The organism is Corynebacterium sp. HMSC073B01, assembly GCF_001838255.1.
Lineage (GTDB): Bacteria > Actinomycetota > Actinomycetes > Mycobacteriales > Mycobacteriaceae > Corynebacterium > Corynebacterium jeikeium_D.
On sequence record NZ_KV836176.1, the window covers coordinates 132,719 to 145,704 of the forward strand.

Genomic DNA, 12,986 nt, shown 5'->3' on the forward strand with positions numbered 1-12,986 from the left:
ATCAAAACCCGGTTAGAGCAGGCGCTCTAACCGGGTTTTCAGCTACCTTTACGCAGTCTTCTTGTCCGCGCTGCGTTCAACGAGTTCTGGCGCTGCACCGTCCGTGATGCATTCCTTGTGGACAATGACCTCCGCAACGTCGTCACGCTCTGGTACGTCGAACATCACGGGAACCAAGATTTCTTCCATGATGCCGCGCAGACCACGGGCGCCGGTATTGCGGCTAATCGCCTTGGCAGCAATGGCGCGCAGTGCCTCGTCGTCGATGGTGAGGCGCACACCATCCATGTCGAACAGGTGCTGGTATTGGCGGACCAGGGAGTTCTTGGGCTCGGTGAGTACGCGAACCAGCGCGTCCTCATCGAGGTTGGTGACCGATGCGATAACGGGCAGGCGGCCAATGAACTCGGGAATCAGGCCGAATCGAACGAGGTCCTCCGGCAGCACGTCGCGGAATGGATCCTTCATGTCCTCGTCGTTAGCCGAGGTGACATCTGCTCCGAAGCCCAGGCCCTTCTTGCCGACTCGCTCCTGAACGACCTTTTCCAGACCGGCAAACGCACCGGCGACGATGAACAGGACGTTGGAAGTGTCGAACTGAATGAACTCCTGGTTCGGCAGCTTGCGCCCACCCTGCGGGGGCACGGCGGCTACGGTTCCCTCGAGAATCTTCAGCAGCGCCTGCTGCACACCTTCACCGGAGACATCGCGAGTGATGGAAGTGTTCTCGGACTTGCGCGAAATCTTGTCAATCTCATCGACGTAAATGATGCCGCGCTGTGCCTTCTCGACGTCGAAATCAGTCGCCTGCAGCAGCTTCAGCAGGATGTTCTCCACGTCCTCACCGACATAGCCGGCCTCGGTCAGGCTGGTGGCGTCAGCAATCGCGAACGGCACATCCAGCTTGCGAGCCAGTGTCTGCGCGAGGTACGTCTTGCCGCAGCCAGTCGGCCCCAGCAAGAGGATGTTCGACTTCTGCAGCTCGACGTCGTTGTCCGACTTGGTCTCCGCAGCACGAAGGCGCTTGTAGTGGTTGTAGACCGCTACCGCTAGGGTGCGCTTAGCCATGTCCTGGCCGATGACGTACTCATCGAGGAAGTCTCGAATTTCCATCGGCCGCGGCAGGCGGTCGTCGTTGCCAGTTGCCTCGCCGCCGGTGTTGAGCTCCTCTTCGATGATCTCGTTGCAGAGCTCGATGCACTCATTACAGATGTACACACCAGGTCCGGCAATCAGCTTCTTGACCTGCTTCTGACTCTTTCCACAGAAAGAGCACTTCAGCAAATCCGCACTTTCTTGCATACGCGCCATGAGGCTCCCGCCGCCGCCTTTCCGCTTCGTTGCCAATAATTGCTTCAGACCAGCCTACCGTGAGTGTGCGCAATTACCGGCTTCCACGCCAGGGCGAGGCGAATTTCACGCAATCTCGCTCGGCGCTTTACGACGGCCAGTGCGCAGCACGCCAGAGAGACCATGTCCCCTTTTAAGCGTTGTGCTTGCGGTACTCGAAGACCTGGTCGATGATGCCGTACTCGACGGCCTCTTCAGCGGTCAGGATCTTGTCACGGTCGGTGTCCTTGCGGATCTGCTCTGCAGTGCGACCGGAGTGGCGAGCCAGAGTCTCCTCCATCAGCTTGCGCATGCGCTCGATCTCGTTCGCCTGAATCTCCAGGTCGGAAACCTGGCCCTGGATACCCTGGGTGGCCGGCTGGTGAATGAGCACGCGCGCATTCGGCAGAGCTGCACGCTTACCCGGTGCACCCGCAGCGAGCAGGACGGCTGCCGCGGAAGCAGCCTGGCCCAGGCACACCGTCTGCACGTCGGGACGCACGTACTGCATCGTGTCGTAGATGGCCATCAGCGACGTGAAGGAGCCACCTGGGGAGTTGATGTACATCGTGATGTCACGATCCGGGTCCAGCCCCTCGAGCACCAGCAGCTGCGCCATGATGTCGTTAGCGGCAGTATCGTCGACCTGGGAGCCGAGGAAGATAATGCGCTCTTCGAAGAGCTTGTTGTATGGGTTGGATTCCTTAGCACCAAAGCTGGAGTGCTCCACGAAAGAAGGAAGCACGTAGCGCGACTGCGGCATCTGCATATTGTTCATCTCCATGTTGATTAAATCGCCTCTAATTATTCGCTACTGTCCGCTTTTAGCGTGCGGTGTCCTTGAGGGCGGTCACGACGTGGTCAACCAGGCCGTATTCCTTAGCCTCAGCTGCGGTAAACCAGCGGTCGCGGTCCGAGTCTTCCTCAATGCGCTCAACCGGCTGACCGGTGTGCTGCGCGATCAGACGAGCCATCTCCTTCTTGGTGGCAGCGAACTGCTCAGCCTGAATGGTGATGTCGGATGCGGTTCCGCCGATACCTGCAGATGGCTGGTGCATCATAATGCGGGCGTGCGGCAGCGCGTAACGCTTGCCCTTAGCACCTGCGGCGAGCAGGAACTGGCCCATGGAAGCTGCCAAGCCCATGCCGTAGGTAGCCACGTCGCACGGAACAAACTGCATGGTGTCGTAAATGGCCATGCCGGCGGTGACGGAGCCACCCGGGGAGTTGATGTACAGCGAGATATCCGCCTCTGGGTCCTCAGCTGCCAGGAGCAGCATCTGACCGCAGAGCTTGTTGGCAATCTCGTCGTCGACCTGCTCACCCAGCCAAATAATGCGCTCCTTGAGCAGCTTGTCGAAAACCGTGTTCGTCGACATCTGGGCGTTATCGCTCATCGGTGTACTCCTTTTTCGTACGTGTGCGAGTTTTGTCGTTCATTAGAGGGTAACGAAAAGGGCCGCCCCTTTGTTTCGGGAACGGCCCTTGTTCGCTATAAGCGTTGCGTCATGTCGAACGCGCCGCGCTAATTGCGGGGCTTACTCAGCGGAGGTGTCCTCAGCCTTGTCGGACTCAGCCTTCTCAGCCTCCGGCTCGACCTCACCGAAGTACTCGTTCAGGTCGATTTCGTTGCCCTCGGTGTCCTTGGCGGAAGCCTTCAGGATCGAGGTAGCCAGAGCCTTGCCGCGGCGAACGTCTGCGAACAGGTTGCCGAGCTGGCCGGACTGCTGAATCTGCTGGATGAACTGGTTCGGGTCCATGCCGTAAGACTGAGCAGTGAACAGGATGTGGTCGGTGAGTTCCTGCTGAGAAACATCCGGCTGGATCTCTTCAGCCAGTGCGTCCAGGAACAGCTGGGTGCGGACAGCTTCCTCAGCGGACTTCTTGGAGTCCTCGTCGAACTGCTCACGGGTGGTGCCCTGTGCCTCCAGCATGGAGTTCAGAACCTTCTCGTCGCCGCCGAACTGACCCAGCAGCTGCTGCAGCTGGCCCTCGACCTGCTCCTTGACAACACCCTCCGGCAGAGCGATGGTGGTCTGCTCCATAGCGGCAGCCAGAACCTTGTCGCGAACCTGCTGAGCCTGCTCACCCTTCTTGGTGTTCTCAACCTGGCGAGCCAAATCTTCCTTCAGCTCGTCGATGGTGTCGAACTCGGAAGCCATCTGAGCGAAGTCGTCGTCAGCTTCCGGCAGCTCGCGGACCTTGACGGACTGAACGGTAACGGTGACCTGAGCGTCCTCGCCCTCGTGCTCGCCAGCAACCAGCTTGGTGGTGAACTCCTTGGACTCGCCCTGGGACAGGCCGACAACAGCGTCATCCAGGCCGTCAATCAGGTCATCGGAGCCGACCTGGTAGGACAGGCCCTCGGTGGAGGCCTCTTCCAGCTCTTCGCCGTCGATGGTGGCGGACAGGTCGATGGAGACGAAGTCGTCCTTTTCGACTGCACGCTCGACGCCGGTCAGGGTGCCGAAACGAGCGAGCAGGTTCTGCAGCTCAGCCTCAACAGCTTCGTCGTCGGCGACCAGCGGATCAACCTCAACTGCGATGTCCTCGAACTTCGGCAGCTCAATCTCCGGACGGACGTCGACCTCAGCGGTGAACTCAACGAGCTCGCCGTCTTCCAGCTTGGTGATGTCGACCTCAGGCTGACCGATAACCTTCAGGTCCTCCTCGCGAACGACCTCGTCGTAGCGGGACGGAACCATGTCGTTGAGCACCTGCTCCAGGATTGGGCCGCGGCCGAAGCGGGCCTCAATCAACTTTGCAGGTGCCTTGCCCTTACGGAAGCCCGGAATCTGGACCTGCTGAGCCAGTGCCTTGTAGGCGTTGTCGAACTCTGGCTTCAGCTCGTCAAACGGGACCTCGACGGTAATCTTCACTCGGGTCTCATTGAGCTTCTCAACGGAAGACTTCACTGGTGCACTCTCCTGCAACTCGATGATTAATTCATAGACCACGGGAGTGCCCGTGATACTGGTCGGGGTAGCGGGATTTGAACCCACGGCCTTCCGCTCCCAAAGCGGACGCGCTACCAAGCTGCGCCATACCCCGTATGCGTCATTCGAAACCTAGCAGAAACCCCTTTGGAGCATCTGCACCGGGGCCCTCATAGGCGCGAAATCGCGTTTCCACAACGGACCCGTATAGATTTACCTGACGATTAATGAAATCACAAAACCACGCGTTCAACCAGGCTAATGCTCTGTCTGAAAACGCTTTACGACGCCATCGAGAGCCAACCTGCCAACTACTACCGGTTTCATGAAAACCATGCATATCACAGGGCGTTTGCATCACCTCGGCACTGCTTTTGGCGGCCTCGTTTACTGCAAACACTCCATTCGTCGGCCGACTCCCCAAAGAAGCCGCCTAAAACGACTGCCCCTTTGTTGAGTCGTGTGACAGTGTAATCAACGGCTATACGCCTGTTTCATATACCCCATATTGCTTTAGTTTCATTTTCTGTTTTTCCCGGCCACAGCCACTTTTCTTTAAATCCTTCGAGAAAAACCTGGCATCGATTTTTGTATGTGCGCTTTAACGAGTTAATATGCCTTGTACCAAGACACGGTCTGGTTGAGGCGAGTGCGCATCTAAACCGGATTTCTGTCTATGGGGATGTCGTATAGTGGCTAATACCTCAGCCTTCCAAGCTGAAGACGCGGGTTCGATTCCCGTCATCCCCTCCATGTGAAAGCACCCTCCGGCCAGCGTCGGAGGGTGTTCTTCTTTTTGACGGGATCCGTCCCGAAATCCGTCACAGGCATGTCACGACCGCGTGCGCGCGTCACGGTTTCATACAGCGTCGGTAACAAGTCGGTGGCACTGTCATGTCGGGTCTTTTGCCGTCGTCACGCACAACTAGTCCCGGCGGCATGAATCCTCGCATCATCGACAAGGACACCGGCGTCGAGCTGTGGACCGTCGCCGAATGCGCGGAGTTCACCGGTACCGCGCGCGGCACGTTCACCAGCTATGCGGGCCGTGGCAAAGCGCCGGTGCCGGCGGCGAAGCTCCACGGGCTGAACCCGCGGAACTCCGACGACGTGCGCGAGTGGCAGAAAGGCCACGAGGCGAAGGGCAAGTAGCCGGCCCAATCTCGGACCGGTCAGCCCGGCATGACCGGTCAGCCCAAGTAGTGGGCGGCGACGACGTTGGCGATCTCGTCGGCGTCGTTGTGGGCGACGAGCACGCCGTGGCCGTGGCCCGGCAGCTCGATGAGCTCGCCGCCCATGACCGCCTGCATCGCGCGGCCGCCCGTGCCGGTCACCGCCGCATCGCGGTCGTAGTGGAGCAGCAGCGGCTTCGACTCGAGGGCGTCGCCGCTGAGTTCCACGGCAGCGCCCTGCCCCGGCCAGCCGAGGCATAGCTGCCCCGACGACAGCGCATCGGCGTTGAGGCGGAAGATGTCGCCGCCGGTGAACTGGTCGAGGTACGTGCGGGGAATGCGGGACGGGTCGGCGGCGGTGACGTTGTCGTTGCAGATGATCGCCCGCTCGATGGTTCCCATCGCCTCGGTCTGCGCCATCATGTCTTCCGGGGTCACGCCCTCGGGTAGTTCGGGGGTCTCCACCTCGCCGGTGACCACGGCGTCGGCGATGTCGGGCCACATGCTCTCCGAGTACGTCGCCGCGAAGGTCTGCTGCAGCAGCACCGACTGATTGCCGGCGCCGGGGCGCATCAGGTTCGCCGCGAAGGAATGGCTGCGCCACGCGACGGGCAGAACGCCGTCGGCCAGCTGCATGAACGCCTCCGGGTCGTCGGCGAAGGCGGCGGGCACGTCGCCCACCTGCGTCGGCGGCGGGTAGACCTGACCCGGCGCGCCAACCTCCTCGTTGATGCGCTGCGACCAGCGCGCGTACACCTGCAGGGCGGTGGTGCCCAGGCCGTACTCGTCGTCACGGTCGGCGATCCACTGGAACATCGCGTTGAGAGCCTCGCGGCGCCACGGCTCGCGCGAGTCTCCGAGCCGAAAGTAACGGTCGGCAGGATCGACCGAGGAATCCAGCACCATCCGGCCCGTCTTGTCCGGGAACAGGGTCGCGTACGTGCTCATCAGATCCGTGCCGTAGGACAGGCCGTAGAGGTGCATGACGTCCTGGCCGAGCACGTCGCGGACATGGTTGAGATCGCGAGCGGTGTTCTCCGTGGTGATGGTCGCCGCGTATCCCGGTTCATTGGCTTCGCAGGAGGCGTACATCGCGCCGACCTGCCCGGAGAGCAGACCCGTCATCGGGATGTCCGCCACGTTGCAGTTCAGCGGGGTGCCCCAGGCCAGGCCGCGCGGCTCGACGGCGATGAGGTCGAAGTGCTCCCGGACGGCGGTCGGCATCCTCACGGCCTCGTCGGAGAACATTCCCAACGCGTCGCCGCCGGGGCCGCCCGGATTGCCTGCGATGACGCCACGGCGCTCCCCCGTCGCCGGAACCCGGCTGACAGTGAGGGAAATCGTCGCGCCCTCCGGGTCGGAATAATCACGTGGCACGTCGATGTCCGCGCACACGGTGCCCGGCGCGGTCATCGCCGCGGTCGGGCACGCGCCCCAGTCCAACCCGCCGAGATCGGCCGGACCGGCGGAGCCGCCGGCCGACGCCTGCGGCACCGACAGCAACGTGCCCGCCAGCGCGAGCGCCGTGACCGGGGCCAACGCCCTGCGGACGAAGGACGTCCGGGACGACGGGGCCGCTGAGACTCGGCTCGCGGACCGGGCCTCGGCACCGGTCTCCACAGAGGAGACGGCGGGGGACGCTGCGCCGAATGCGGCGGGGGACAACTTCTTCGTGGGGCGCACGGGGATAAACACCTTTCATCGACTGCAACGAACGGTATCAAACCGTAACGCCGACCGCACGCCGTTCAAGGCACGAAGATTAAGGCACCGGCCGCACGCTGTTCAACGCACGGAGATCAGGGCACGGACCGCACCCGGTACACCAGCACCGCACCGACGGCGGTGAGCGCGCCCGCGAAAACGTACAGGCCGGGGTACCCGCCGAGGTTCGCCAACGCGAAGGCGGCGAGCACCGGGGCGGCCATGTTCGGGCCGGCGACGGCGAGGTTCATGACGCCCACGTCACGCCCGCGCTCATCGGCCTTGGGCAGCACCTGGTTGATCAGGGCCTGATCGACGGCCATGAACACGCCCCACGACAGACCCAACAGCACCGCCGCGCCGACGACCATGGCGAAGCTCCCGGCGAACGCCATGATCGCGCAGGCCCCGGCGACGCCCATCGACGACAACGCCACGAACACCCGGCGCTTGCCCATCTTGTCGGACACTTTGCCCGACAGGATTGCGGTGACGATGACGCACAGGGCATACGCGCCGGTGAGGACGAGTACGCCGGCATCCGGATCGGGGTGGCCGATGTGATCGCGCAGGTAATAGAACAGGTAGAACAACGCGACCGAGTTGCCCGTGGTCACCAGGAACCGGGCGATGAACACCCACGTGAAGTCGCGGTAGAGCCCTCCGGGCACCTCGGCGACGGCGGGCACCACGGCGTCAGCGTCCCCGCCGGCGTCGTCAAGCACCGGAGATGCGGCCGCCTGCGACCGCACCCGGGACACGTCGCGGAAGCCCGGCAGGAACTGGCCGATGAGCACCAGCAGCAGCGCCGCGGTGACGATGTACGCCAGCCCCAGGTCGAACACCGTGGCCACGACGGTGCCCAGCACCACGCCGAGGGTGTACGTCAGCCCCAGCACACCCGAGACCACGCCGTACTGATTGTCCGGCACCGTATCCGGCGCCACCGCCTGGGCCGCGTTGATTGACGCCGCGATGGCCAGCTGGAACACCGCCCACCCGATGGTCAACGCCATGAAGCCCGGCGCGGCGCCCAGGAACACCAGCGACCCGGCCGCCGCCAGCCCGCCGAAGAGGATCCACGGGGCGCGGCGGCCCCAGCGCGTGTCCGTGCGGTCCGACAACCACCCGGCCAGCGGATGCCCGATGATGGAGAAGAACCCGCCGACCGCCATGAGGAGCGCGAACTTCTCCTCCTTCTCCCCCGGATGCCAGATGAGGATCTGCTGCGCCAACAACAGCTGCGTCGGCGCTGCCCACGAGATGTTCTGCCCCAGGTACAGCAGGCCGTACCGCACGATCCAGCCGGTGGTCACCGGCGTGCGCTGGGCGGGGTCGGCGGTGAAACGCCCGACGTCGGAGATGGCGCGTTCGGAGGAGCCGGCGTGTTCGGAGGAGCTCATCCCTGCACCCCATCCGGCTCCGGCGGCTGCGCCCGCACGTTGGGGTCGGTGTGTTCGTCCGCGACGGGGTAACGACGGCCTGCGGTGTAGCGCCGGTGCAGCTCCGGGGTGATCCGCCCGGTGCGGGCCAGCTCGGCCAGCAGGTGGCCCGACGGCTTCATCGTCCGTTCCTGCGTCTCGTAGTCCAGGTGGACGATGCCGAATCGCGGCTCTTCGCCGTCGGCCCATTCCCAGTTGTCCACGAAGCACCAGTGGTACCAGCGCTCGATGGGCACGTCCGACTCGGCGATGGCCCGCAGGTGCTCCAGGATGAACCGCGGCCGGAACGACTCCAGCCTGCGGTCGGCAGCCCCGGCGTCCGGGTTGGCGTAGTCCCCGGCCGGATTCGGCTTTTCGACGCCCGCGTCCACGCCACCGACCGACAGCTCCAGATCGCCGAGATCGCAGGTGCCGTTTTCGGTGATCCAGACCGGTCCGCCGAAACGCTCGTTCAGGTCGCGGGCGCATTCGACCAGGCCCTCGGGGTGGATTTCCCACCCGAGGTCGTTGACCGGAGCCCCGACGAAGGTGCCGTCGTCGAACTTGTCGACGGCCGTGCGCGAGTAGTAGTTCAGGCCCAGGAAGTCGTGGTGGCGGCCCGACGGCAACCCGCGGCCGACCTTCGCCCCGCCCAGCAGCGGATGGAACTTCCCCGCCAGATGCGCGTCGGCGACGATGTCCTGGAACAGATGCCGATTGATCCGCGCCAGGCCGCGGTGGATGGGGTTGCGCGGATTGCGCGGCGCGAACGCCCGTGCGTGGTGGGCGATGCCGACCTTCGCCCGATCCCCCTGGATGCCGTGGATGACCTCGTAACCGCGGATGTGGGACACCGCCATGTTGCGCAGCACGGCCATCGTGTCGCCCCACGAGCGGTTGCCCGGCGGGCCCGAGCGGAACATGTGCGCCTGGGTGGCGTACACGTTCGGCTCGTTGACGGTGATCCACTCGTCGACGAGGTCGTCGAGCGCCCGCACGATCGTCTCCGCATAGCGCAGGAAAGCCGCCGGCGATTCATCGGAGGTGAAGCCGCCGCGCCGAGCGAACCAGAGCGGATTGACGAAGTGATGGAGCGTCACCAGCGGACGAATCCCCTTGTCCCGCAGGTCGGCAATCTCCTCACGGTAGCGATCCAGCACCGCATGGTCGAACTCCCCCGGCCGCGGTTCGATACGCGCCCACTCCACGCCGATGCGAGCGATGGGCAGACCCAGCGACGCCATGAGCTCGTTGTCCTCCCGCCACCGGTTCCAGTGGTCGGTGGCGCGCAGCGGGGTCGAACCATCGGCGATGTTGCCGGGCTCGCGGGCCCAATCGAACCAGTCGTTGTTCTCGTCACCGCCCTCGATCTGCCCGGCGGCCGACGCCGTGCCGATCAGCAGACCCCGCAGATCGACGTCGTGATGCAACGGCTTCGCGAGCGGCGACGTGCGCGGCTGAGGATGGAGAGTTCGGTCATTGGCAGGCACATTGGTTGACATGCCGACATCCTATGTCACACATCACGCCTAGTTTTTGGTTTTCAAACAAAATATTATGGGTTTCGCGCGTCGACGGGGTCGTCGTAAAGCAACCGAGTAGAGCAACCGGATCGTTCGCGAAAAATCCGCTCCCCCTGGAACGAATCGGAGCCCCGGCCCGTTGTTGACGATGTCCCCCCCCCAAAAAAAATCAAAAATCACGTTAGGAACCCCACTTGTCAGCCTTCTAAGCTGAAGACGCGGGTTCGATTCCCGTCATCCCCTCCACGCAACCGGGCGCATTGCTCCCGGTTTTTACTTTCTGAGCCGACGTCCGGGGACCAGAAATTCTTCTGACCTCTGTTCAGGATCCAGTGCTACGGGTACTCTGGGCACCATGAAGCCCACCATTATCGATGCCGATACTGGACACGAACTATGGACCGCGGTCGAATGCGCTGCTTTTTCCGGCACCGCACGTGGCACTTTCACCAGCTACGCTGGCCGCAAGAAGGCTCCTGAACCCGTCGCGAAGCTTCATGGGTTGACCCTGTGGGATTCCGAAGAAGTTCGCGCATGGCACGCCAATCGGAAGAGCCGCACCAAGAGCACCGACTCCGCCGAATCATAGATACCTACCCATACCCAATCATTTCCTGGTTCCCGAGCTACATCTGTCGGACAGATATGTAAGCTCGGGAACTTTTTTCGCTCTACATGCGTTATCTCAAGTAATTACAAGCAGTACCCGCAATTTCCTTTTTGGAGGCCTAGCCCATGGGGGCTTTAATCCTGATCGCGATCACCGTCGGCGGCGCAATTATCATCGCGTCGATGGCTCAAAACCGCTCTAACAGGGCCTTTGATGCTCGCCAGAACAATCAATTGGAAGACGCCGTCGCAGACGCCCGCCGATGGATTGAGCGACTGGGCTCACAGGTATTGAACCTGGCTGGCACCGATTCGGCTTCCACGCAGGCTCTTGCTGACGCATCCGAGCGCTACAATGCCGCTTCCTCGCAGATTTCTACTGCGCGCACCCCGGCACAGGCGCGAATGGCCCGCGAATCGGCGCTGGAGGGCCTGCACTACATCAATGCGGCTCGCGAAATTATGGGCCTGCCGGCGGGGCCGACACTGCCACCGCTGGAGGGGCAGAAGGCCGCTGGTTCTGTGACCGAAACTCGCACCATTGAGCACGAAGGCCACTCGGTTACCGCCTCTCCATACGCCACCCCGGAAACTCCGAACTACTACCCCGGTGGTCGTGTCGCTGGCCGTCCGGTTCCGGCCGGTTGGTACTCCGAGCCATGGTGGAAGTCCGCGCTCCGCACCGGTGTCTGGACCGCAGGCTCGATGCTGCTGTTCTCTACCCTCTTCCACGGTATGGCCGGTGTTGCCTACGGCGCTGATGAGTTCGCCAGCGGCATGGGCACCGGCGCTGACGACTTCGGCGGCACCGAGGACTTTGGAGCCGAAGACTTCGGTGGCGACGATTTCGGTGGAGATGACCTTGGCGGCGACTTCGGTGGCGGCGGTGCAGATGCCGGTGACGCAGGCGACGGCGGAGGCTTCTTCGACGGCCTCTTCGGTGGCGGCGACGGCGGCGGATTTTTCGACGGCGGATTCGACGGTTTCGATATTTAGAAAAAGCCCGGCGCCGCTATTTCGCTAAATCCGCAAAAGGATCGACAGTGCCGTCTGTCTGAGGCCGATACTCAATTTTTCTGGCGGCGAATCGACCAGCTTCCTTGCCAAGGATGCTGCTAATTAAAGCAACAGCCATATCCATACCTGCTGCGACTCCTGATGAGCTCCAGCGATCTCCGTCTTCAACCCATCGAGCCGCTTTCACCCACGTCACTTCGTTTCCGAACGAGGTAGCCCAATCAAAAGCCAACTTATTACTAGTTGCCCGCTTTCCTTCAAGAAGCCCAGCCGCAGCAAGCAGTGCGGAACCTGTGCAAACCGATGCCACTAACCGCGCCCGGGATCCGAGGTTGTTGAGCCAGTCCAAAAACTCTGCATCGTCAACTAGTGTTCTACTCCCGGCTCCACCAGGAACTAGAAGAATATCGACCGTTTCGAGGTCAGTGGCACAACGTGTGGCGATAACCTGCGCCCCCTGAGCGCTGGTTATCGGACCAGCAATGTTGGCGACATATTCGACCTCAATCTCTGGGACATGGCCAAAAAGGCCAACCGGTCCAAATACGTCCAAGAGCTCGAACCCGGGGAATAGCACAACAGTTACTCGGCGATGCGCTTCTTGATTTGTCATACGACAATTCCTACTCCGTCTACACATGAAAAAAGGTCTGGTCCCAGAGTTTTCTGGAACCAGACCCCTTTTTTATTCCTATCAACAGATAGCGAACAGCAATCCCTTTAAGCTTCTGGCAGCTCCGGGGCAACGCCAGTCTTTTCGTACTCTGCCAGAATGTCGATGCGGCGCTGGTGACGCTCCTCCTCGCTCCACGGCTGGGAGACGAAAGCATCGACGATAGCCAGGGCCTCTTCCTCAGAGTGCATACGACCGCCGAGGCCGATCAGCTGAGCATTGTTGTGCTCGCGGGCGAGCTTTGCGGTCTCCACCGACCAAGCCAGCGCACAACGAGCGCCCTTGACCTTGTTAGCAGCAATCTGCTCGCCGTTGCCGGAACCGCCGAGCACGATGCCCAGGCTGCCCGGATCAGCGACGGTACGGGAAGCCGCCTCAATGCAGAATGCTGGGTAATCATCTGCAGGGTCGTAGGTGTGAGCGCCGCAATCAACGACGTCGTGGCCAGCCTTCTCCAGGTGGGCCTTAATCAGGTTCTTCATCTCAAAACCGGCGTGGTCTGCACCAAGGTAAATACGCATGGCAGCAAGTTTAGCGGTTCCCACGGATTCCACGGCGCCTGCACCCGTTTTAGGTATTGCTTGACGACGTCTCCTGCGCAG

The 12,986-nt window shown here is 62.2% G+C and carries 12 protein-coding genes and 2 tRNA genes; 4 read left to right on the forward strand and 10 right to left on the reverse strand.

Annotated elements, in window-relative coordinates; all coding sequences use genetic code 11:
* Window positions 1–48: 48 nt before the first annotated feature.
* The 5 genes from clpX to HMPREF2849_RS08135 form a co-directional block, all read right to left on the reverse strand.
* Window positions 49–1,311 (reverse strand): ATP-dependent Clp protease ATP-binding subunit ClpX, encoded by a 1,263-nt coding sequence (clpX, locus tag HMPREF2849_RS08115; RefSeq protein WP_049190865.1) that lies wholly within the window; start codon window positions 1,309–1,311, stop codon window positions 49–51.
* 172 nt (window positions 1,312–1,483) lie between these two features.
* Window positions 1,484–2,107, reverse strand: a complete 624-nt coding sequence (locus tag HMPREF2849_RS08120) for an ATP-dependent Clp protease proteolytic subunit (protein WP_369707172.1) — start codon at window positions 2,105–2,107, stop codon at window positions 1,484–1,486.
* 46 nt (window positions 2,108–2,153) lie between these two features.
* Entirely contained in the window at window positions 2,154–2,726 is a 573-nt protein-coding gene (locus HMPREF2849_RS08125) for an ATP-dependent Clp protease proteolytic subunit (protein ID WP_016422302.1), read from the reverse strand.
* Window positions 2,727–2,867: 141 nt separating this feature from the next.
* Window positions 2,868–4,331: a trigger factor gene (tig, locus tag HMPREF2849_RS08130; protein ID WP_101687704.1), complete on the reverse strand. Its 1,464-nt coding sequence runs from the start codon at window positions 4,329–4,331 to the stop codon at window positions 2,868–2,870.
* Window positions 4,304–4,380: transfer RNA gene (locus tag HMPREF2849_RS08135), tRNA-Pro, on the reverse strand. The genes tig and HMPREF2849_RS08135 overlap by 28 nt, the downstream gene beginning before the upstream one ends.
* A gap of 563 nt (window positions 4,381–4,943) precedes the next feature.
* On the opposite strand from HMPREF2849_RS08135, the gene HMPREF2849_RS08140 reads away from it, so the two are divergent.
* A tRNA-Gly gene (locus HMPREF2849_RS08140) sits at window positions 4,944–5,018 on the forward strand.
* A 186-nt stretch (window positions 5,019–5,204) separates the two neighbouring features.
* Complete coding sequence (locus HMPREF2849_RS08145; protein ID WP_048735147.1) at window positions 5,205–5,417, forward strand: hypothetical protein; 213 nt, start codon at window positions 5,205–5,207, stop codon at window positions 5,415–5,417.
* A 38-nt stretch (window positions 5,418–5,455) separates the two neighbouring features.
* Here HMPREF2849_RS08145 and HMPREF2849_RS08150 read toward each other — a convergent pair whose 3' ends face one another.
* The 3 genes from HMPREF2849_RS08150 to HMPREF2849_RS08160 all read right to left on the reverse strand — a co-directional run bounded on the left by HMPREF2849_RS08150 (window position 5,456) and on the right by HMPREF2849_RS08160 (window position 10,064).
* The gene (locus HMPREF2849_RS08150; RefSeq protein WP_126107929.1) at window positions 5,456–6,976 is read right to left on the reverse strand and encodes an alpha/beta fold hydrolase; all 1,521 of its coding nucleotides are present in this window, start codon (window positions 6,974–6,976) and stop codon (window positions 5,456–5,458) included.
* A 260-nt stretch (window positions 6,977–7,236) separates the two neighbouring features.
* Window positions 7,237–8,544: an MFS transporter gene (locus HMPREF2849_RS08155; RefSeq protein ID WP_016422298.1), complete on the reverse strand. Its 1,308-nt coding sequence runs from the start codon at window positions 8,542–8,544 to the stop codon at window positions 7,237–7,239.
* The gene (locus HMPREF2849_RS08160; RefSeq protein ID WP_070862856.1) at window positions 8,541–10,064 is read right to left on the reverse strand and encodes a glycoside hydrolase family 1 protein; all 1,524 of its coding nucleotides are present in this window, start codon (window positions 10,062–10,064) and stop codon (window positions 8,541–8,543) included. The genes HMPREF2849_RS08155 and HMPREF2849_RS08160 overlap by 4 nt, the downstream gene beginning before the upstream one ends.
* Before the next feature lie 376 nt (window positions 10,065–10,440).
* Between HMPREF2849_RS08160 and HMPREF2849_RS08165 the strand changes: the two genes are divergently transcribed.
* Both HMPREF2849_RS08165 and HMPREF2849_RS08170 read left to right on the forward strand, forming a co-directional pair.
* Entirely contained in the window at window positions 10,441–10,674 is a 234-nt protein-coding gene (locus tag HMPREF2849_RS08165) for a hypothetical protein (protein ID WP_048734899.1), read from the forward strand.
* Between the two features lie 146 nt (window positions 10,675–10,820).
* Window positions 10,821–11,690 (forward strand): hypothetical protein, encoded by an 870-nt coding sequence (locus tag HMPREF2849_RS08170; protein WP_070429499.1) that lies wholly within the window; start codon window positions 10,821–10,823, stop codon window positions 11,688–11,690.
* A gap of 16 nt (window positions 11,691–11,706) precedes the next feature.
* Here HMPREF2849_RS08170 and HMPREF2849_RS08175 read toward each other — a convergent pair whose 3' ends face one another.
* Window positions 11,707–12,324: a DJ-1/PfpI family protein gene (locus HMPREF2849_RS08175; RefSeq protein WP_016422294.1), complete on the reverse strand. Its 618-nt coding sequence runs from the start codon at window positions 12,322–12,324 to the stop codon at window positions 11,707–11,709.
* 107 nt (window positions 12,325–12,431) lie between these two features.
* The gene (locus HMPREF2849_RS08180) at window positions 12,432–12,905 is read right to left on the reverse strand and encodes a ribose-5-phosphate isomerase (RefSeq protein WP_005511109.1); all 474 of its coding nucleotides are present in this window, start codon (window positions 12,903–12,905) and stop codon (window positions 12,432–12,434) included.
* Window positions 12,906–12,986: the final 81 nt, after the last annotated feature.